The following is a 20,281-nucleotide window of genomic DNA, read 5'->3' on the forward strand; positions in this document are numbered from 1 at the left end:
TCTTTGAAGTAATGGTTCTTTTTCTTTTTAATGTTTTATCTGCACGACTTTTAGGTGTGGAAGGATTTGGGAGGTTGACATATGTTACATCATACGTCTTATTATTTTCGCTCTTAGCCGATTTGGGTACTTCCTTGGGTATTGCAAAATCAGTTGCCAAGAACCAATCTAATAGGAATAATTACATCAACGCAGGATTTTCCTTGAGATTGATAATGTCAGGTATATTTGTGATTACAACAAACTCTTCATTTCTGATTTTTGGTATAAGAGAAGAAGCCTTCCTGATTTTAATTCTTTCCTTGTCTGAGGTATTAAGAAGTATTACCGTATATATAGCTTATATCTTTCGTGGTGTGGAACGAATGGTCTATGAACCTATATTCTTAGGTATTGATAGGGTGATAATGTTGGTCTTTGGCTTTCTGGTACTTAATGCAGGTTATGGTATAGACGAGTTAATCATCGTTATTTTAATAGCAAGAATTATCTCATTAATTACAGCTATTTTCTTTTATATTCAAAACTTTGGCAGATTGAAACTGTCTGGTAGTAAAATCTTTATGAACAATTTGTGGAAAGAATCCTACCCTGTTGCTATGGTTGCAGCTTCGAACACATGTTAGGTATGTATATACCTCCTGTCCTCTTAACTACATTTTGGGGGAATACTGCTGCAGGCCTTTTCCAATCAGCCTATAAGGTAGCTTTGGTTCCCATATTAATCTGCACGGTATTAATTCAGAGCATATACCCTTCTATTGTATCTCGCTTCGCAACTTCTGATAAAGACAGCATTACAAATCTATACCATTTTGGTACAAAAATGCTATTAAATATTGTTTTACCGTGTTTTGTTATCTTTTTGTTTCTTTCAGAAGAGATTATAGCTTTCATTTATGGAAAAAACTACTTAGAGGCGACCTGGGGCCTTAAGGCAATGGCCCCTTATATTTTGCTAACAGCTATATTGGGAATGTCGATGCATTTATTACTTGCCATCGATAAACAGAGGATAGTGGCGAAGATAGCAGTTTACACTACTATTGTAAGCATTATTATAAACTTTTTTTAATATCTATATGGGGTTTAAAAGGCGCTATCTTGGCATTATCATCAGTAGGTGGTGTTTCATTTGCATTCTATGTATTTACTGCCCACCGTTCAGGTTATCAGGCTTTTCAACTTAAAGATAATTTCTCTCAGATAGTCTCTTCCTTGGCAATGTTCGCTACTATATATGGTATAAGTAATATGTATCTTAGACATCGTCGCATCAAGTATGTGTGGACAGTTCGCTACTATATATGGTATAAGTAATATGCTAAAGATGAATGGACTGTTAGCTATCCTTTGGACAAGCCTATTTGGAATAGCAATTTATCTCTTTGTCCTATTTTTTACAGGTGGAGTCTCTCATCGAGAAAAAGCAATAATTACAGAGATAGTTAACAAAATAGTAATAATTAAAGGTCCTTAGACATGCCTGAAAATATTTCATGTGATCTATGTGGGTCATGGGAGTCACGTATCCTCCAGGATAGGGTAGAGGAATTTAAATTACCTTCTCCCTTTAAGGTGGTGCAGTGTACTCGATGTGGTTTGGTATATCAAAATCCAAGAATGACAGAAAAGGAGTATGAAACTTACTATGATTCGAATTATTATTCTCTCATTAACTGGAATTATTTGAAAATAGTTGAGCAAAAAGGTAAGGAATATATAAATAAGTACAACTTAATAGAGAGGCACTTAAAGAGCAAAGGGAAACTCTTGGACATAGGCTGTGGCACGGGACATTTCTTAAAGATTGGAAAGGATAGAGGTTGGGAAGTATATGGGATTGAACTCTCAAAATGGGCTGCTGATTATGGCAGAAGAAATTTCAACTTGGATATAAGGAATATAAATTTAGAAGAAGTAGCAGGAACTTGGGGGGTGGGATTTGACGTTGTTACCTTGAACCATGTGCTTGAACATCTTCCTAGTCCAAGTGGTGCCATCAAGATGATATCGGAAATATTACATGAGGAGGGGCTGATATTAATTGAAGTTCCTAATGAACTAGATCAGCTAATGTTTTTAGTAGCTAGGGTGAGAAAATGGTGGTATAATCGGTTGTATAATTTTTACAAAGGACCAATTATACACCACACATTTTTTTTCACAAAGGACTCTTTAATTAAAATATTGGAAAGGTCTCAATTTCAGATTCTTTATATTAGAACTCTGAACGAAGATATGCCAATTCAAAGCACCAGATTTGGAGTTGGAGGCCAACTTGTTAAAAAAATTCTTTATAAGGTAGGTGCTTTAATTGGACGGGGACCTGTTATTGAAGTCTTGGCAAGGAAGCGAAAATAGTGAATAGATAAAAGAATCAGAATTTTAAAAAGGAATATACAGTGGTTTCCCGGGGTTAGGCCATCACATGAAATTTACTTGAAGTAAGGTAATGAAAATCTATGTTGGTTAGCCATCTTATTTTAAGTTTTCTAATTATCTACACGCCGTCATCACTATTGTTAATATCACAATTGTGGGCATTTTAAGGAAAATAGAAGATGATTAAAAACTTACGAAAGGAAATCAGTTCTTTGCTTGTACCATCATTATTAGCTATTTTTATTGGATATTTCATATCGTTCAGTTCTAATTATTTTTCAACTTTAGAATTTTTCTTCTCGGTATCATTTTTCTACTTATTTCTATTCCTATCGCAATAAGTTTACACACCAAAAAAATTGATGTTTTCGAAGCCATTAATGTCTTTCTGTTCTTGTATTTCATGGCCTTTTTCGTAAAACCTATTTTAATTCTATTAGATGAAGATCTTGTTACACTAAGGCACCTTTATTCAGGTGGCAAATATTTTGATTTATCCCTTCTGGCAGCCATAATAGGTCTTCTCGCCTTTTATTTGGGTTATTATTCAAAATTTAGAAGGAAAAGAACAAAAAGTTATTTCAATAAAGAAAATATTTATAATAAGTCTCATGCAATTATGGTGTTATTTATATACTGTGAACGAGTCTGTGCATATTCGCAATATCGGCGTCGCTGTGCGCTCCATCCTTTATCCTGCCGTAGATATCGTCTGCATCGTTCAGCTTTAAAGGCAGGCTCTTGATATAGCTCTCCCTTAGCGCCTTTAATTTATCTCTTACGGTTTCCGATCCCATTTTACAAATCCCCCTTTAAACGCATTTCACTCCTCTTACCGGCAGCGTAAATTTAAATCGGCTGCCCGCGCCGAGCCTGCTTTCGACACAAATCCTTCCGCCGTGATGCTCCACTATCTGTTTGCAGATCGACAGCCCCAGACCCGTGCCTCTCGGCCTGCCTGTAAGGGTCTCGCCGACCTGCTTGAATTTTTCAAACACTTTTTCCATATCCTCGGGCGCAATGCCGATGCCCGTATCGGCAACGCTTATTTCAATAACGCGCTTATCATCGCCGCCCGTACCGTCTTTTTCGGAAACCATACGCGCCCCCACCGTAACCGAACCGTCGTCCGTAAATTTCACGGCATTGGAAATAATGTTTATGAGCACTTGAAGCAAACGATCTCTGTCCCCGGTAATATCCGGCAGAGAATCCATTATATCCGTTTTCAATTTAAGCCTCTTTTGCGCAAAAAGCGGGGCCATAGCGTCTATTGCCCGTTGAATAATATCGGCCGCATTGAAGGTCTCTTCTTTCCAGTCCATTTTACCAGCTTCCATTTTCGCTATATCGAGGACGTCGTTAATCAGATATGAAAGACGCATTCCTTCCGATATCATAATGTCTATATTGCCGGTTACCTGCTCCATCGCCCTGCCGACTTTTGCGTCGTCTTTGGCAATACGAGGGAAAAGCACGTCCTCCAGTCTATCTTTAATGAGCTTGGCAAAGCCTATTATAGAAGTAAGCGGAGTCCTGAGCTCGTGAGACACAACGGAAATAAAGTCGTTCTTCATCCTGTCTACTTCTTTTTCAAAAGTAATATCGCGCACTATAACAAGCGATCCGACATGTCCGCCGTCCGCGTCTATCGCGGCGTGCTGTTTCTTTATGGAAGCGGCAACCGCCCGGCCTATTCTGCCGGAAGGAAGCTCTATATCGAGAAGACAGACGTCATCCCTGTTTCTGCGGCTTTCATCAATAAGTCCGGTAAGCAGATCCCCAAACACCTCTCTATAATCTTTATCTACGATCGCATTGTCGGATAAATTAAAGAGCGAAATTATAGCCGGATTAGCAAGAGTTATTTTGCCTCTCTCATCGGTAACCAAGAGACCGTCCGGCATGGTGTTAATAATAGCCGTCAGATACGAAAGGGTGTTTTCGAGGTCTTCCTTCTTGCGCGAGAGATCGGCGATCAACTGCAAATTGACCCGACGGAGATGCTGCTTTTCGAGCGTCTTCTTTACGGTAATATCTATCGTGTCCTGTATAAACTCGTCTTTGATAAGGTAATCGTCAGCGCCGCTGTTCAGCGCGTCAAGGACTATATCTATCTCTTTATTGCTGCTCAGAACTATAATCGGCACGTTAAGCGTATTGCGGCGGAGCTCCCTTATCAATTGCAGCCCATCCATCTCGGGCATGTTCATGTCGGTTATAATTAAATCTATGGAGGAATCGGCAATGTATTTTTCAAGCGCGGCTTTCCATCCTCGGCGTCTTTCGCGACATACCCCTTGTCTTCGAGCACTACCGACAGCATTTCTCTCGCGAACATGTCGTCGTCTGCCAGAAGGATCTTATGTTTCTGTTCGTCCATAAGTTATTGCAGCCCTAATACCTCTCTGGCTTTTGCCACAACTTCGTCGGGATTGAACGGTTTTGTCATATAAATATCGCATCCGGCGTCCGCTCCGCGCTGCTTATCGAATTCCTGTCCTTTTGCCGTCAGCAGTATAATATAAACCTCCTTCATTCCGAGGTCGTTTTTTACTGTATGGCAGACGTCAAATCCGCTCATTTTGGGCATCATGACGTCGAGGAATACAAGCTTAGGCCTTTCGCTCTTTATCATATCGAGAGCGTCCGCTCCGTTGTCGCAACCGAGCAGCTCCACGCCCTCGTCTTCGAGCTCTTCGAGCGTCTGCTCCAAAAGAAGCCTTATGTGCGGTTCGTCGTCCACTATCAATATTTTATGCATCGCTTCCTCCTCCGTTATAAACCCCGTTAGAAGACCTTCGTCCTTCTAACGGGGTAAATTTCTATATAAAAAGCTTCCCCCGAGAGTTGCCTTCAAAAAAAGCCTCCATAACGTCGGCTGTGAAAAAGGCGGAAACGACTTGGGGGTCGAACTGCGCGCCAGCGTGTTTTCGCAGCTCTTCAAAAGCCGTATCGAGGCTCAATCCCTGTCTGTAAGGCCTGTTGGACGTCATAGCGTCGAAAGAATCCGCCACCGCGATAATACGGGCGGCGATATCTATCTCGTCTCCTTTGAGTCCGTCAGGATAACCCCTGCCGTCGTATTTTTCGTGGTGCTGCTTTACGCCGGGTATAATGTCCTTAAACTGCTTAATATGGTTAAGTATCTCAGCGCCGTATACCGTATGCTTTTTTTATCTCGTCGAACTCTTCGTCCGTAAGCCTCCCGGGTTTAAGCAGCACGCTGTCGCTCACCCCTATCTTCCCCACGTCGTGCAGTATCGCGGAGAGCTTGAGCCTTGTCATATCTTCTTCGGGCAGGGCAAGCGCCCTGCCTATCGCAAGGCTGTATTCCATGACCCTTTTTGTATGGCCGCCGGTATAAGGATCCCTCTTTTCTATGGTCTCCGCAAGCGTGGAGACCGCCATGAAAAAAGTCTCTTTCAGCTCGTCATAGAGCCTCGCATTTTCTATGGCTGCGGCGCTCTGCGATGCGATAGTGTTAAGGATTTTAAGATGCTCCGCCGTATAATTAACCGGAATCCCGCTGCTTACCTTAATGGTTCCGATAACCTTATCTTTTGTCTTGAGCGGAGAGCATATCATCGAGCTTGCGTTAGCTTCGCCGGCAGCGCGGCGCGTATCGGCAGGCACGTCGTTTACTATCTCGGCCCTGCCTGCGGCAAAAATGCCTCCTTCTATTCCCCTGCCTATCGCTATCGGCGCGTCGGCATTGCATTCCGTGCCATAGGCCGTGATAGTATCTAATTCTCCCGTCTCGTTTAAGAGCCTTAAAGACGCTCCGCTGCATTCTATGAATTTCTTAGCCTCGTCTACTGCCAGCGCCGCCGCTTCATCGAGATTGAGACATGAGGAGACTCTCTCGGACAGGTTATACAAAAGGGTTATTTCTTTATATTTGTTTAAAGTCTCATGCGCAAGCGTTTTTCGCTCCGCCTCTTTTTCCGCGACATATGAAAGCATCGAGGCGACAGGCGCGATCTTTTCGCTGCCTGTCGCCCATCCTATAATGTCTCCGGATACCCTGATCGGATATCTGTCCGTATCGTCGCTTCCTTCATTGGCCGTCAGCAGCGCAGCGCCGCCTTCATCATTCTATCGTAACGGAAGAGCCTATAGCGTTTATAATGCCGCGTATGACCGGAAGAACGTCTTTTTTATGTAGTATTTTTCTCAGACTTATCTGTCCCAGATTTATTCCCCTTATTCGAGTTGCAGGTTCGCTCTAAAACTGTATCTGACACTTTTTTGCCCCGCCCTCGTCCCTTACCCATAGCAATATCTTTTTTGAGCGGGAGCACCAGTCGCGCACGTCTTTTTCAAATGTCGGGCAATCCGCCGTCACCTCAAGAACGTCGCCGGCCTTCATTTTCACCGCCATCGCAGTTATTTTCAATGTAGGCTGCGGACATTTAAGACCCCTTGCATCCAATGTTTGAACCGCCATTTCTCATCCCTCCTCGTCTAAAATACCGTTCAAGCCGTTTGAACGGTTTGAACAGGTTAAACGGTTTGAGCAGTTTTCGTTTTTAAAGGGCCAAGCCCTCTCACTGTCTCGACCATTTCCGTTATGATCTTTACGAATTTATCTCCCTCTCCGGCGGACACATAATCGAACCTGCATCTCTCTTTGACGATGCCCATCTGCTCCAAAAGCCTTAAAAGCATACGGTATCTCTGAACAGCCCTGTAATTCCCTTCCTTGTAATGACAGTCCCCGGGGTGACACGCGAGTATTATAACACCGTCTGCCCCGTTTTCAAACGCCTTCATCACAAACTGCGGGTCAACCCTTCCGCTGCACATGACCCTTATAACATTAATATTAGACGGATAAGCGCTCTGAGCCGTGCCTGCCTTGTCCGCTCCCGCATACGAGCACCAGTTGCAGAGAAACCCGACTATCTTAGGCTCAAAACTTCCCTCACTTCTGACTTCTGACTTCTGACTTCTCACTTCTGCCTTCACTGCAGCACCTCCGCTATCTCCGCCAATATTTCTTCATTCGTAAAGTGATTACCTTTAATCACTCCGGACGGACAGGCAGAAACGCATGTGCCGCAGCCCTGACAAAGGACTTCATTGACGACGGATACCTCCTTCTCCGCATCGAACGATATGGCCTTATAAGGGCATACGCTTATGCAGACCCCGCATCCTGAACATCTGTCCGCGTCAACTACGGCCGTAACAGGGCTTATCTCTAATTTTCTGCCTGCGGCAAGACCGGAAAGTATATAGCCCGCCGCTGCCATTCCCTGATTCATCGCCTTTTGAATGTCCATCGGAGACTGGCACGTTCCGGCAAGATATATTCCCCTTATCTTGCTCTGCGCCGAATCCATCCTGTTGTGAAGCTCTTCAAAAAAACCGAACCTGTCCAGAGGCGCTTCAAATATCCTGCTCAGCTCCGCCGATTTATCGGAGGGGACCACGGCAGGACAGAGTATGACCATGTCGGACTCTATGCTTCCGGCCTCTGCAGGAAGCGTCTTATTCCTGATAATCTTTTTGCCTTGCCGATCGGCAATCTCGAGGTCGTCAATATTTCTGTATCTTATAAAAAATGAATTCATATTATCCTGAGCACGGCGATACAGCGAAAACTCCTCTTTGCCCGGAATAACCAGCTCTTTATACAGGTGATATATCTTTGCATCTGGAAGTTTCTTGCTTATGATATGGTTGAACTTGAACGCATACCCGCAGCATATGCCGGAGCAATACCCCTTGTGCCTTTCGTCGAGACTGCCTACGCAGTGGATAATAGCGATGGACTTTGGGGGTTCGCCGTCCGGCATCTTTATCTCTCCGTCTGTCGGACCGTTGGAGGCGATTATTCTCTCGAATTCTACGGCGGTATAAATGCCGTCAATCGCGCCTAAGCCGAGATTAGGGATATTACGGCAGTCGTATATATCCGAACCGATTGCGATAACGATCGCGCCCACGTTTCTTTCTACTACAGATTCCTTGTCGTCGAATAATATCGCATCCTCCACGGGACATGCGTTTTTACAGAGATTACACTCATCTCCTTTCGCTCTCAAACAGACGCCGTCGTCTATAAACGGCGCGTTCGGCAAAGCGCCCGCAAAAGGAAACGATATGGCCTTCCTTTCATTAAGCCCGCAGTTAAATTCGTTCTTTGCGGAAACGGGACAGGGTTCTATACACTCCGCGCATCCTATGCATTTATGAATATCAACGCATCTCGGCCGCCGTTTAATCTTTACGGTAAAGTTGCCGTAAGAGCCTACTACTTCCACAACCTCCGAAAGAGTCAAGAGCTCGATATTTTCGGAATATTCTCCGTGAAGGATCTCTCCCATCAGCGGTTCGAGCATGCACGGACCGCATTCCATGTTCGGGAAGAGCTCTTCGTATCTTACCGGCATGCCGCCGATAACGGGAGTTTTTTCGACTATTACTACCTTTCTTCCTGCCTCTGCAAGGCTCAGCGCGGCCTTCAGCCCGGCAGGCCCGGCGCCTATAATAAGAGCATCCTGACTTACGTCTATCTCTTTCTTTTCGAGAGGGTCGTGAAGAGCTATCCTTTTTATCGCGGCATTTATGTATCGCGCCGCCTTGCTTACGGCCTTTTCCTTATCGTCCGTCACCCATGCGATCTGCTCCCTTGCATTGACCATCTGCATGAGATACGGGTTTATTCCGGCCTTTGACAAAACGCGCATAAACGTATTCTCGTGCTCCCTCGGAGAGCACGCGGAAATGACAACGCGCTCTACGCCGTTTTCTTTTATATCGCTCTCTAAAAATGCCTTGCCGTCCTCGGAGCACAGGAAATCAACCGTTTTGAAATGCGCATCCGCAGGCGTCTTTTCTCTCACTCTTTCGGGATCGATCTTGTCCTTAATGTTCGTGCCGCAATTGCAAAAATATACGCCGATCTTCATAACTGCCCCCTAACAGGTAAATTATTCGATAAGTCGTTAATTATTTTGGCGACCGCCGCAGGCACTGCCTTTGCCACTTCGGCTGTCAGATCTTCGCTAAATGTCTCCACGTCCTTTGCCTCGATGCCGAGGACTGTTATATCCCAAGGCATTTTGATTCCGAGCATCCTGCCCATCTCAAGCGCCGTGGGCAGATCTATATCGTGCATGGATATGGTGTTTCTGGTGTTCCTAAGTTCGGACTCCGCAAAAAAACGAACAGTCCCGTAATCATGGTCTCCGGTTACCATTGCGTCCACTATCAGAGCGCGGTCATATCCGGCAAGGACGTCAATCAGCCTGATGCCTCCGGCATAAAGCTCGATCACATCAACAGAACAGTTCAAGCCGTTTGAACCGTTTAAACTGCTCAAACGGTCTTTTAATAACCGGACCACCTTAATCCCAACGCTGTCGTCGGTCAGTATCGGATTGCCAAGCCCTATGATTATTGTTTTTTTCATTAATCCCTTCTTAACGTTTTTAAGACCTCTCCATTACTGCCGCGTATATTAACGATCATAGGCATTTTACCCGGCAGGGAATGAGTAGCGCATGACAAACAAGGATCGTATAACCTGAATGCCATCTCTATCCTGTTAAGTATTCCTTCTTCGATAATTTTGCCCTTTTGGATGAGCTTCTCTGCCGCTCTCTTTATAGACATGGACATACAGGCATAGTTATTTGTCGTGGCGACTACGAGATTCACCTTTTTGATTACGGCCTTTTCATCGGTTATATAGTGATGGGTAAGGGTTCCTCTCGGAGCCTCAACGCAGCCTATGCCCTCTCCGTGTATCTTTTCGGGTATTGTTCTGACTTCAGGCGATGTGATCTCGGGGTCGGTTGCAAGCTCGAGCATATGCTCCGAGGCATAAAGCATCTCGATAAGCCTTGCCCAGTGCGTTGCGAGACGGTGATGAACGGGCTGGTACCTGCCGTTTATTTTTTTACATCCGAATGTTTCAAAAAATCTCTCGAAATGCTCCTGTGCCTTTGGAGTCGCCATGCTGTCGGATACGTTAAGCCTCGCAAGAGGAGTAGCGCAATATACGCCGCTGTCAATGCCGTCAACAAATCCCTTCCATCCGACCTTTTTAAGATATGGATATTTCAGGTATGTCCACGGCTCTACGCGCTCAGCTATATGCGTTGTATATTCGGAAGGATGATATTTAAGAAACTCCTTTCCTTCAGGGTCAACGACGCGGATCATGCCGTCATAAAAATTGACCCGGTTTTTATCGTCAACAGTTCCCATGTAGTAAGTCTTGTGAAGATAAATATCGGATGTCACCAAATTTAGATAATCCGGGTTTTTAAGAACGATATCGTTAAAGGCTTTAAGAGAGAACAGCGAAAACTCTACATTGTCTTTTGCTATCTGCTCTATCTCTCTGCGCTCTTCCTCCGAAACAGGCTTGCTCCATCCTCCGGGCTGGCCTGCAGCGGGATGTATGCCCCTGCCTCCGAGCATTTTAATCACATGGTGATTTCGCGACCTGCAGTTAATAACCTGCTTTCCGATATCGAGCCCTACTTTCCTGATAACGCCGAGTATATTTCTCTCCGAAGGAGGCGCGTCCGGGCCTACGATAAAATCCGGGCCTCCGAGCGCGTAAAAATGCGTTGCATGATCCGTAATAAAAAAAGCCATGTAAACAAGCTCGCGAATTTTTGCTCCTGCAGATGTCGGTTTGACTCCGAAAACCCCGTCAAGCGCCTTCACGGACGCCATGTGATGCGCCTCGGGTCAGACCCCGCAGATCCTGTTCATTATGACAGGCAGGTCTTCGGCGAGCCTGCCGACAGAGAACTGCTCGAATCCCCTTAATTCGGGAACCTGAAAATAGGCGTTTGCGACGTCTCCTTCGTCATTAAGAAATATCTCGATCTTTCCGTGTCCTTCGAGTCTTGTGATTGGATCGATAGTTATGCGACTCATCTAATCCTCCCTTTTAATATCGAGCCGGGTAGGCTGTATTTATAAAAAGTTCCGGCAAAATCCGGTATGGCATTGATCTTTCCGTCAATCTTTGTGTCAATCTCCTCCTCGGACATGCCTTTTGTATTTCCGATGTCAATTATCGAGCCGAGCGCTCCCACCATTTTAGCTCCCTGATCGAGCGTTCCCTCGGGCGGGCCGTAGCAGCCGGTGCAGGGCATGTTCACCTTGGGGCAAAGAGCGCCGCAGCCGTTTCTCGTAGCTATGCCCATGCAGATTATTCCCTGTTCGAGCAGACATTTTTCCCTGTCCGGTATGATCTCGTGCGTCCTATAAAATCTCTCTATTTTTTTTCTTCTTTTTTTCGTTCGCACTCGTCGCATACGGATGAATTTCCCGCCCCCAGTATTGCGCCTTGAGGAGGCAGAGACTTGCCCTCTTTTAAGATCTCTATAACCGCGCTCACAACATTCCATATCTGCTCAGGCTCGGGCGGGCATCCCGGAATAAAATAGTCCGCATCCACGACGTCCGCAAGGGTTCTGACCTTGTCGTAAAATTCGGGTATGGTAATTACGCCTTCGGGCATTTTATTTTCTGGCGCTGGAATAACGCCGGAAGGGTTATCAATAGAAGGATTATCGAGATATACGGTTTTAAGAATATCTTCTCTTGAATACAGGTTGCCGAGGCCCGGGATGCACCCCTCATAAGCGCATGAACCGAACGCTATCAGGATTTGGGATTTTTTTCTCAATAAACGCGCCATGTGCTCGTTTTCGGCGGTTCGTATGGCCCCATTGAAAAGCGTGATAAAAATGCTTTTGTCCGGCATAGCCTCTATGTCCTTATATTTCGTATCGAGCAGGCAGGGACAGAACATAAAGTCGAAATTGGCGTCCACATCGAGTATCTTTTCGTGAAGATTCGTCACAGAAATCTCGCAGCCGCCGCAGGCAGCCGCCCAATACATAGCTAATTTAGGTTTTTCCGTCATGTTCGCCCTCCCATTCATATCTTATATGAATTTATTATTTCCGACGCCTCGTCCATAGAGCCTACCATTCTAAGCACCGTCTCGGTTATCTCTCCGGTCGTTGCAGTAATGTTTTCGGACCCCTGCGATATTTTCAGCAATGAAGACTGAAGCTGCTCCATCGAAGCGCTCTGCTGCTCGACCGCGGAAACGAGGCTGTCGATCGCGGATTTGATCTGGACCGTCTGATCTGTCAGCGCGGAATTGGCTTTGACGAACTTATTCACAATATCTACTCCCGCGACCACCCTGTCCTCGGTCTCTTTGATAAGCCCTACTACGTCCTGAGTCGCCTTTGCTACTTTTTCCGCCAGCTTTCGCACCTCGTCCGCGACAACGGCAAATCCCTTCCCCTGTTCGCCGGCCCGCGCCGCTTCTATCGCAGCGTTGAGGGCGAGCAGATTGGTCTGTTCCGCTATGTCCTTTATGACTGTAATGATGCCGGTTATCTGCTTTGTGCTGTCCTGTATTTTTTGGATCGAATCCGAAAGCGTCGCCATCTGTCCGGCGCTTTCGCCTATGGTTTCGACAATCTTATCCACGCTCCTCCTTGTCTGCGCGCCGACACCCGCGATGTGGTTTATCGTCCTCGTGTTTTCTTCTATAGACCTCATGGATTGAGAAAGTTCTCCGGCCTGTCCGTGGGTTGATGCGCCGAGATCGTTGATCTGACCCATCACGGAAGCCACTTCCGTAGACGTATTTATTAAAGATTTTTGGACAACCTTCAAATCCGAGGCTATCAGGTTCACAACCTCTCCAAATTCGGACGCAAACTTATAAATGCCGTCCTTCCCGCTGCCGCCGGACGCTATTTCGACGATCTTGTCAACCTGAGTCATATCGCGGCTTTTCAGGAAGTCAATATAACGACTTATCGAGTTAAGAAAATCGTTAATAGCTACCGAGGACTCGTTAAGATCGTGGGTAATCCTGCCTATCTCATCCATGTATTTCACTTCCGCGGAATAAGAAAAATCGCCTCTGCCTAAACGCCCGGCAAAGATGCGGAGATTTTTCAAGGGACGAATAAATATATTATTCAAAAATCCGAATGAGACCGCAATCGCACCGGTGAAAATAACGACCGTTACCGTTATGGACAGATTCTTTGCGGAGATAAACTCTTCTCTCAGCGCCGAGATTTCAGCGGCAGTTTTCTGCGATGTCTGCGTCTTCAAGGCAGACTCGTATTTTCCGACCGCCGTTTCAGCGGCATGCCACGTCATAATAAAGGGAATTAAAAGAGTGATAGTCATAAACAGATAGCCAATCCCGAACTTTAATTTAAGGTTTAATGAAAAGATCTTATTAAATATCATGCTCTCTCCTACTAAACAGCCTGCGCTAACATTTTCCGACAGAAGAAGCAAATTAAATTTGTTCCACGCCGAAAGAATAAGAAACATTATTAAAGAAAATCCGATAGAGGATATAAATGTAGCAGTGAGCTTGGGCGCGGCTGTCATACAGGATAAAGACGAATCCATAGACGATATTGTAAAAAGAGCGGATAGCGGCCTGTATAAGGCAAAGAACGCGGGAAGAGACAGGGTTGGGTGGATTCAATAACAGAAGGCTTTATAAAGGCATTTCACCTTATAATTACTCTTAACACAGATCTTTTAGGCATTATATTCCTATCCCTTAAAGTCTCTGGCATTGCCCTTGTAATATCAACCGCCATAGGCATTCCCCTGTCCGCCGTCTTAGGTTTAAAGAGATTCCCTGCAAAAGATTTCGTCATAAGCCTCACGAACACATTTATGGGGCTTCCGCCTGTTGTTGTCGGACTCTTCGTTTACATCATGCTTTCAAGAAGCGGACCTCTCGGTTTTATGGGATTGCTCTATACGCCTTCAGCAATGGTCATTGCGCAGACAATTCTTGCATTTCCCATTGTGGTATCTCTTTGCCATTCGGCCATTGTCGGGGTTGATCCAATAATCAGGCAGGCATCAATGACCCTCGGCGCAACACCTTTTCAAATAACAATAACAATAATAAAAGAGGCAAGATACGGGATAATGTCGGGTGTTATCGCAGCATTTGGAAGGGTTATGGCAGAGGTTGGCGCAATACTCATTGTCGGTGGAAACATTGCCGGTTATACAAGGGTTATGACAACCACCATTGCCCTCGAAACGGATAAGGGGAATTTCGAACTCGCCCTTGCACTGGGCATAGTTCTCCTTTTTATCTCAATGGCTGTAAATATTGTTTTGCATCTCATCCAGAAAAAAGGCATGGTGAAGTAAATATATGAATTTGAAATTAGTGGTGTCAGATATTTATAAAAGCTATGATGGAAAATTTGTCTTAAATGGCTGCTCATTTTCCTTCGTTATTACCACCCATGACATGTCGCAGGCAGAAAGGCTTGGCGGCGTCATGCTCATTATGTCCGAAGGCAAGATTATTCAAGGTTAAGTTGCACTTTCAGGCTGTTTTTTAGTATCTTATGAGGATGCCGGAGTGGCGGAATTGGTAGACGCAAGGGACTTAAAATCCCTCGGGTCTCTGACCTGTACGAGTTCGAGTCTCGTCTCCGGCACTTAAGGAATTTATGAAAACAACTATTAAAAAAGCTATCCTTCCCGCAGCTGGTCTCGGCACGAGATTTCTGCCTGCCACCAAGGCATCTCCAAAAGAGATGATGCCCATAGTCGATAAACCATTGATCCAGTATGCAGTGGAGGAGTCTTTATCTTGCGGCATAGAGGATTTCATTATTATCACAGGCAAATACAAAAGGACAATCGAAGACCACTTCGATACTGCATATAGATTAGAAGAGAAATTGAGGGCATCGGGTAAAGAAACGATACTGGAAGAGCTCAATAAGTTAAATAACATCAATCTTGCATACATACGGCAGAGGGTTCCCCTCGGCCTTGGTCACGCAATACTGTGCGCCAGGCCATTTGTTAAGGATGAGCCTTTTGCTGTTATTTTAAGTGATGATGTTATAGACCCTGAATACCCGCTCCTGAAAGAGATGATTAAGGTCTATGAAAAGAAAAAATGTCCTGTGATTGCGCTGGAAGAGGTCCCGGGGTCGGAAGTTCACCGCTATGGCATTGTCGACGCCAAACCGGAAGGTGCTGTGTATAAAATTAAGAACATGGTAGAAAAGCCTGCTCCTGACAAAGCCCCTTCAAACTTAGCTATAATAGGAAGATACATCCTGACGCCAGAAATATTTAATATCCTCGAAAAGCAGAAGCCGGGGGCTGGAGGCGAGATACAATTGACCGATGCATTAAAGAGCATTGTGAAAAAGACCCCCATTTACGGCTATCTGATAAAAGGAAAGAGATACGATGCTGGCGATAAACTGGGGTATCTGCAGGCAACGGTTGACTTTGCCCTTAAGAATAAGGAATTATCAGAGGGCTTTAAGAAGTATCTGGTTGAAAAAGTCAAAGATTTACCATGAAAAATGTCTTAAAAGGCTTGTTTTATTATGAGGCAGAGACCTGCACGGGGCCTCCGATAGACATTTATGAGACCGGAGATGACCTTGTTTTTGAGGTCGACCTTCCGGGGATAGACCCGACAAATCTATCCATCAGGGTCTATGAGGATTTGCTTATTATTGAAGGGATAATGACCGACACTGATAATGAATTGCCGTCGGGCGGGTTAAAGTATTTATGCATGGAAAGAGGCTTAAAGGAATTCAGGCGTGTAATGAAGATACCCGTCCATGTCAATACCGTGGCAGGAGATGCATTTTATAGCAACGGCGTCATGACGGTAAAATTCCCAAAGCTGAAGGGCAAGTTGATAAAAATTAAAATAGAGAGAATAAGTAAATGAGTGAATGAGTTAATGTGTGAATGGGTTAAAAGACCTCGCTCATTTACACAATTGGAGGAAATATAGATGGCAGAAGCAAATAAGAGTAACGATAAAGAGCAGATAGAGATTCCTGATACATTGCCGGTGCTGCCTGCAAGGGATATTGTGGTTTTCCCTTACATGATACTCCCTTTGTTCGTAGGGAGGGATGTATCGATAAAGGCAATCGACCACTCCCTCAATACAAACAGGATAATATTGCTGCTTACACAGAAAGACCCGAATGTGGAAGCGCCCACGCCTAATGACCTTTATTCCATGGGTACTGTATGCATGATCATGAGGATGCTGAAACTCCCGGATGGACGGGTAAAGATACTTGCACAGGGGCTGAGCAAGGCAAGAGTGGTTAATTTCTCGCAGCAGGAACCGTTCTTCATGGCTGAGATAGAAAAGATGGCAGAAGAAAAAGCGGTGGAGATGACCCTTGAGAACGAGGCATTGATAAGGAATGTCAAGGAGCAGATAGATAAGGCAGTATCCCTCGGAAGAACCATTCTGCCCGATGTGATGGTAGTCATAGAGAATATAGACGACCCCGGCAGGCTCGCAGACCTGATTGCATCCAACCTCGGCCTGAAAACAGACCAGGCACAGGAAATACTCGAGATGTCCGATCCCATCGAGAGGTTGAAAAAGATAAGCGAAATAATGACCAGAGAAATACAGTTATTAACCATACAGCAGAAGATACAGACAGAGGCGCGTGGGGAAATAGACAAGACCCAGAGGGAATACTTCCTGCGTGAACAGCTTAAGGCAATACAAAGGGAGCTGGGTGAGATAGACGAGCGTGCAGAGGAAGCAAGGGAGTTCAGGAAAAAGATAGAAGAAGCAAAGATGCCGGAAAAGGTGACGAAAGAGGCGGAAAAACAGTTAAGGCGTCTGGAAAAGATGCATCCGGACAGCGCAGAGGCAGGAACAATAAGGACATACCTCGAATGGCTTACAGAGCTGCCGTGGTCTAAGAGCACAAAAGACCAGCTCGATATAAAGATGGCAGAGAAGGTCTTAAACGAGGATCACTATGACCTCGAAAAGGTCAAAGAAAGGATACTCGAATATCTCAGTGTCAGGAAGCTTAAGGAAAAAATGAAGGGCCCCATTCTATGCTTTATCGGGCCTCCAGGCGTTGGAAAGACATCCCTCGGCCGTTCCATAGCCCGCTCCCTCGGAAGGGAGTTTGTGAGGATGTCCCTCGGAGGCGTTCGTGACGAGGCGGAAATCAGGGGACACAGAAGGACATATGTGGGCGCCCTCCCCGGCAGGATAATACAGGGAATAAAACAGGCAGGGACAAACAATCCCGTATTCATGCTCGATGAGATAGACAAGATCGGCATGGACTTCAGGGGAGACCCGTCTTCTGCACTCTTAGAAGTACTCGATCCCGAGCAGAACAATTCGTTCATGGACCATTATCTGGCAGTTCCCTTTGACCTGTCCAATGTAATGTTTATAACAACAGGGAATCTTGCAGATACCATACCCGGGCCGTTAAGGGACAGGATGGAGATATTATATCTTTCCGGTTATACAGAAGAAGAAAAACTGGAGATAGCTAAAAAATACCTTATCCCAAAACAGCTTGAAGAACACGGCATAACATCGAAGATATTAAAGCTGAGCGACTCTGCCATCTCGCAAATAATATCGCACTACACGAGGGAGGCCGGGGTCAGAAACCTCGAGCGTGAGATAGCCAACCTCTGCAGAAAAGTAGCAAAGCAGGTTGCAGAGGGAAAGGCAAAGAAATTCAATATCACTGCAGGCAATGTTCAAAAATATCTCGGTGTGCCCAAATATCTCCCTGAAGAGGAGATGAAAAAGGACGAGGTTGGAGTCTCTACAGGTCTTGCATGGACAGAGGCAGGCGGTGATGTCATATATGTGGAAGCCACAACCATGAAAGGCAAGGGAAGCCTTACCCTCACAGGGCAGCTTGGAGATGTCATGAAGGAATCTGCACAGGCTGCATTGAGCTATGTAAGGTCGCGGGCAAAGCAACTGAACATAAGCGAAAACACATTCTCAAAGGTTGATCTGCATATCCATGTTCCTGCAGGTGCCATTCCAAAAGACGGGCCGTCTGCAGGTATAACAATGGCAACTGCCATAGCTTCGGCACTTACAGGAAAAACCGTTAGAAAAGACGTTGCCATGACAGGAGAAGTGACATTGAGAGGCAGGGTTCTCCCCATAGGAGGACTTAAGGAGAAGACATTAGCTGCAAAAAGGATGGGGATAAAGACCGTTATAATTCCTCACAGGAACAAGAAGGATCTCGAAGACCTTCCAAAATATGTCAAGAAAGGGATGAATTTTATCCTCGCCGAGACAATGGATGATGTCTTAAAAACATCTATACGCAGAGATAAAAAGGGTGCAAAGACCGGAAAAGTAGCAGTTACAACAGCAAAGGCAATGGCAGCTTCGCCGGCAAATAACAAGAATATTCGCAGCATAAAAGGATTAAAGGTAAAGCCAGGCATAAAAAATGAAACTCCGTCAAATAGGAGAGTTAAAACTTCTACAAGAGGTAAGAAAAAAGTTTAGCTCCACAGACAGCAGCATCATAGTCGGCATCGGCGATGATGCTGCTGTTATTGCCCCTCAAAAGGAAAAAATCCTTGTCACGACAGATATGATGAACGAGGGGATTCATTTTGATCTGAGCTTTACTTCCCCTTTCCATCTCGGTTTTAAATTGGTCTCCGTCAATGTAAGCGATATATTTGCCATGGGCGGCAGACCAAAGCACCTTTTCCTGGATATAGCAATGAAGAAAGACGAGGATGAAAATACATTCTGGAAGATGTACGAAGGGATTTTTAGTGCAATGAATATCTATGGAGTGAGCTTGGTGGGTGGAGACCTGTGTGCTGCAGAAAATGATATGGTCCTTTCTGCTACAATAATCGGTGCAGGCGATAAGACTATCACAAGAAGCGGTGCGTCTCCGGGCGATAAGATTTATGTCACGGGAACCGTGGGTGATTCTGCATGCGGATTGGAAATATTGAAAAGGCTCACAGACGAATCAAAGGAGATAATCAAAAATCTGGAGTATTGGAGTATTGGAGTATTGAAAAGCAAAGACATAATCGAAAAGTTGTATTTCCATCACTCCATTACCCCATCGCCGTACTCCAATACAATTGATTGGAATATTGCAGAGCCTTTAATCAGGAGGCATCTCATGCCTGTGGCGAGAGATTCTGCTGAAATTGCGAATTATGCCACATCCATGATAGACATAAGCGATGGACTATTTATTGACCTTTGCAGGATATGCGATGAAAGCAATGTGGGAGCAAGGGTTTATCTCAATAAAATACCAATGTCTGATGAGATGAAAAAAACAGCAGAGATTATGAAATTAGACCCAATACACCTTGCAACATCAGGCGGTGAAGATTATGAGCTTTTATTTACAGCGCCGCCGGAAATTAAATTCGAAATTCGAAATTCGAAATTCGAAATTTTAAAGACAACCTGTATAGGTGAAATCATCGAAAAGGACAGGATTGTTGTGGACAAATCAGGCAAAGAATCTGCCTTAAAGACAGAGGGGTATCAGCACTTTGGCACTTCGGGATAAATTAGCAGCGATTTTCAGCGTTAAGGACTCTCCAAAAAAGATAGCAATATCCTTTGCAGTGGGAGTCTTTATCGGCATGTCGCCGATTTTGGGGCTGCACACTGTATTGGGCATTGCAGCTGCATGGATTTTCAGGCTGAATAAGTTCGTGACCATTATCGGCGTTTATGTAACCAATCCGTGGACTATCGTGCCAATATATACATTTGCCACATGGTTCGGCGCAAAATTACTGGGTGTAAAGAAGATAATTCCGGCCATTGATTGGAATAATATAAGTTTTAACTATCTCTTAAATGAGATGAGCCATCTTTTATTGCCCTTTGTCTTTGGAACCACCCTGCTCGGTCTTCTGTCAGCAATAGCAGGCTATATCATAATCTATCAGGCAGCAATGAGAAGCAGGCAGGAGTAAAATAAAAAGCGCCTCTTCGGCGCTTCGCATCAAACTCCTTATCTATCGTACTTCCGGACTTCGCGCTTCCGTA

25 protein-coding genes and 1 tRNA gene are annotated in these 20,281 nt (G+C 45.1%); 12 read left to right on the plus strand and 14 right to left on the minus strand.

The window, feature by feature from the left end; all coding sequences use genetic code 11:
• From V7L97_RS02150 to V7L97_RS02160, 3 genes are all read left to right on the plus strand, one after another.
• A partial coding sequence (locus V7L97_RS02150; RefSeq protein WP_333653008.1) for an oligosaccharide flippase family protein occupies positions 1 to 626 on the plus strand: 626 nt, incomplete at its 5' end.
• Entirely contained in the window at positions 620 to 1,075 is a 456-nt protein-coding gene (locus tag V7L97_RS02155; protein ID WP_333653011.1) for an oligosaccharide flippase family protein, read from the plus strand. The genes V7L97_RS02150 and V7L97_RS02155, both read left to right, overlap by 7 nt.
• Before the next feature lie 407 nt (positions 1,076 to 1,482).
• Complete coding sequence (locus V7L97_RS02160) at positions 1,483 to 2,364, plus strand: class I SAM-dependent methyltransferase (protein ID WP_333653014.1); 882 nt, start codon at positions 1,483 to 1,485, stop codon at positions 2,362 to 2,364.
• A 650-nt stretch (positions 2,365 to 3,014) separates the two neighbouring features.
• Here the strand turns inward: V7L97_RS02160 and V7L97_RS02165 are convergent.
• The 14 genes from V7L97_RS02165 to V7L97_RS02230 all read right to left on the minus strand — a co-directional run bounded on the left by V7L97_RS02165 (position 3,015) and on the right by V7L97_RS02230 (position 13,650).
• Positions 3,015 to 3,182, minus strand: a complete 168-nt coding sequence (locus V7L97_RS02165; RefSeq protein WP_333653017.1) for a hypothetical protein — start codon at positions 3,180 to 3,182, stop codon at positions 3,015 to 3,017.
• Between the two features lie 15 nt (positions 3,183 to 3,197).
• Complete coding sequence (locus V7L97_RS02170; protein ID WP_333653018.1) at positions 3,198 to 4,592, minus strand: ATP-binding protein; 1,395 nt, start codon at positions 4,590 to 4,592, stop codon at positions 3,198 to 3,200.
• Between the two features lie 23 nt (positions 4,593 to 4,615).
• Positions 4,616 to 4,768 (minus strand): hypothetical protein, encoded by a 153-nt coding sequence (locus tag V7L97_RS02175; RefSeq protein ID WP_333653020.1) that lies wholly within the window; start codon positions 4,766 to 4,768, stop codon positions 4,616 to 4,618.
• 3 nt (positions 4,769 to 4,771) lie between these two features.
• A complete protein-coding gene (locus V7L97_RS02180) occupies positions 4,772 to 5,149 on the minus strand; it encodes a response regulator transcription factor (protein WP_333653022.1) in 378 nt (125 codons plus the stop codon).
• Positions 5,150 to 5,210: 61 nt separating this feature from the next.
• Complete coding sequence (locus tag V7L97_RS12820) at positions 5,211 to 5,534, minus strand: HD-GYP domain-containing protein (protein WP_442891727.1); 324 nt, start codon at positions 5,532 to 5,534, stop codon at positions 5,211 to 5,213.
• Between the two features lies 1 nt (position 5,535).
• On the minus strand, positions 5,536 to 6,351 hold the full coding sequence (locus V7L97_RS02185) for an HD-GYP domain-containing protein (RefSeq protein WP_333653024.1): 816 nt from the start codon (positions 6,349 to 6,351) through the stop codon (positions 5,536 to 5,538).
• A 262-nt stretch (positions 6,352 to 6,613) separates the two neighbouring features.
• The gene (locus V7L97_RS02190) at positions 6,614 to 6,835 is read right to left on the minus strand and encodes a sulfurtransferase TusA family protein (protein WP_333653027.1); all 222 of its coding nucleotides are present in this window, start codon (positions 6,833 to 6,835) and stop codon (positions 6,614 to 6,616) included.
• Between the two features lie 56 nt (positions 6,836 to 6,891).
• Positions 6,892 to 7,356, minus strand: coding sequence for a hydrogenase iron-sulfur subunit (locus V7L97_RS02195; protein ID WP_333653029.1), 465 nt, complete (start codon positions 7,354 to 7,356; stop codon positions 6,892 to 6,894).
• Positions 7,353 to 9,305: a CoB--CoM heterodisulfide reductase iron-sulfur subunit A family protein gene (locus tag V7L97_RS02200; protein WP_333653031.1), complete on the minus strand. Its 1,953-nt coding sequence runs from the start codon at positions 9,303 to 9,305 to the stop codon at positions 7,353 to 7,355. Before V7L97_RS02200 ends, V7L97_RS02195 begins: the two co-directional genes overlap by 4 nt.
• Positions 9,302 to 9,808, minus strand: coding sequence for a hydrogenase maturation protease (locus tag V7L97_RS02205; protein WP_333653034.1), 507 nt, complete (start codon positions 9,806 to 9,808; stop codon positions 9,302 to 9,304). The genes V7L97_RS02200 and V7L97_RS02205 overlap by 4 nt, the downstream gene beginning before the upstream one ends.
• Entirely contained in the window at positions 9,808 to 11,292 is a 1,485-nt protein-coding gene (locus tag V7L97_RS02210) for a Ni/Fe hydrogenase subunit alpha (RefSeq protein WP_442891724.1), read from the minus strand. Before V7L97_RS02210 ends, V7L97_RS02205 begins: the two co-directional genes overlap by 1 nt.
• Positions 11,289 to 11,666: a hypothetical protein gene (locus tag V7L97_RS02220; RefSeq protein ID WP_333653040.1), complete on the minus strand. Its 378-nt coding sequence runs from the start codon at positions 11,664 to 11,666 to the stop codon at positions 11,289 to 11,291. Before V7L97_RS02220 ends, V7L97_RS02210 begins: the two co-directional genes overlap by 4 nt.
• Positions 11,636 to 12,289 carry a hypothetical protein gene (locus V7L97_RS02225; RefSeq protein WP_333653043.1) on the minus strand — a complete coding sequence of 218 codons (654 nt, stop codon included), beginning with the start codon at positions 12,287 to 12,289 and terminating at the stop codon, positions 11,636 to 11,638. The genes V7L97_RS02220 and V7L97_RS02225 overlap by 31 nt, the downstream gene beginning before the upstream one ends.
• Before the next feature lie 14 nt (positions 12,290 to 12,303).
• Complete coding sequence (locus V7L97_RS02230; protein ID WP_333653046.1) at positions 12,304 to 13,650, minus strand: methyl-accepting chemotaxis protein; 1,347 nt, start codon at positions 13,648 to 13,650, stop codon at positions 12,304 to 12,306.
• A 58-nt stretch (positions 13,651 to 13,708) separates the two neighbouring features.
• Here V7L97_RS02230 and V7L97_RS02235 point away from each other — a divergent pair, with 58 nt between their 5' ends.
• From V7L97_RS02235 to V7L97_RS02275, 9 genes are all read left to right on the plus strand, one after another.
• Positions 13,709 to 13,900: a diguanylate cyclase gene (locus V7L97_RS02235; protein ID WP_333653049.1), complete on the plus strand. Its 192-nt coding sequence runs from the start codon at positions 13,709 to 13,711 to the stop codon at positions 13,898 to 13,900.
• Entirely contained in the window at positions 13,888 to 14,586 is a 699-nt protein-coding gene (locus V7L97_RS02240; protein WP_333653052.1) for an ABC transporter permease, read from the plus strand. Before V7L97_RS02235 ends, V7L97_RS02240 begins: the two co-directional genes overlap by 13 nt.
• A 4-nt stretch (positions 14,587 to 14,590) precedes the next feature.
• Complete coding sequence (locus tag V7L97_RS02245; protein ID WP_333653054.1) at positions 14,591 to 14,758, plus strand: hypothetical protein; 168 nt, start codon at positions 14,591 to 14,593, stop codon at positions 14,756 to 14,758.
• A gap of 39 nt (positions 14,759 to 14,797) precedes the next feature.
• A tRNA-Leu gene (locus tag V7L97_RS02250) sits at positions 14,798 to 14,882 on the plus strand.
• 12 nt (positions 14,883 to 14,894) lie between these two features.
• Positions 14,895 to 15,767 carry a UTP--glucose-1-phosphate uridylyltransferase GalU gene (gene galU, locus V7L97_RS02255; RefSeq protein WP_333653056.1) on the plus strand — a complete coding sequence of 291 codons (873 nt, stop codon included), beginning with the start codon at positions 14,895 to 14,897 and terminating at the stop codon, positions 15,765 to 15,767.
• Entirely contained in the window at positions 15,764 to 16,150 is a 387-nt protein-coding gene (locus V7L97_RS02260; protein WP_333653058.1) for an Hsp20/alpha crystallin family protein, read from the plus strand. Before galU ends, V7L97_RS02260 begins: the two co-directional genes overlap by 4 nt.
• 66 nt (positions 16,151 to 16,216) lie before the next feature.
• The gene (lon, locus tag V7L97_RS02265; RefSeq protein WP_333653060.1) at positions 16,217 to 18,748 is read left to right on the plus strand and encodes an endopeptidase La; all 2,532 of its coding nucleotides are present in this window, start codon (positions 16,217 to 16,219) and stop codon (positions 18,746 to 18,748) included.
• Positions 18,690 to 19,793 (plus strand): thiamine-phosphate kinase, encoded by a 1,104-nt coding sequence (locus tag V7L97_RS02270; RefSeq protein WP_333653062.1) that lies wholly within the window; start codon positions 18,690 to 18,692, stop codon positions 19,791 to 19,793. The genes lon and V7L97_RS02270 overlap by 59 nt, the downstream gene beginning before the upstream one ends.
• Positions 19,777 to 20,208 (plus strand): DUF2062 domain-containing protein, encoded by a 432-nt coding sequence (locus V7L97_RS02275; RefSeq protein WP_333653065.1) that lies wholly within the window; start codon positions 19,777 to 19,779, stop codon positions 20,206 to 20,208. The genes V7L97_RS02270 and V7L97_RS02275 overlap by 17 nt, the downstream gene beginning before the upstream one ends.
• The last annotated feature ends 73 nt before the right edge of the window (positions 20,209 to 20,281 follow it).

The organism is Dissulfurispira sp., from assembly GCF_036745535.1.
GTDB lineage: Bacteria > Nitrospirota > Thermodesulfovibrionia > Thermodesulfovibrionales > Dissulfurispiraceae > Dissulfurispira.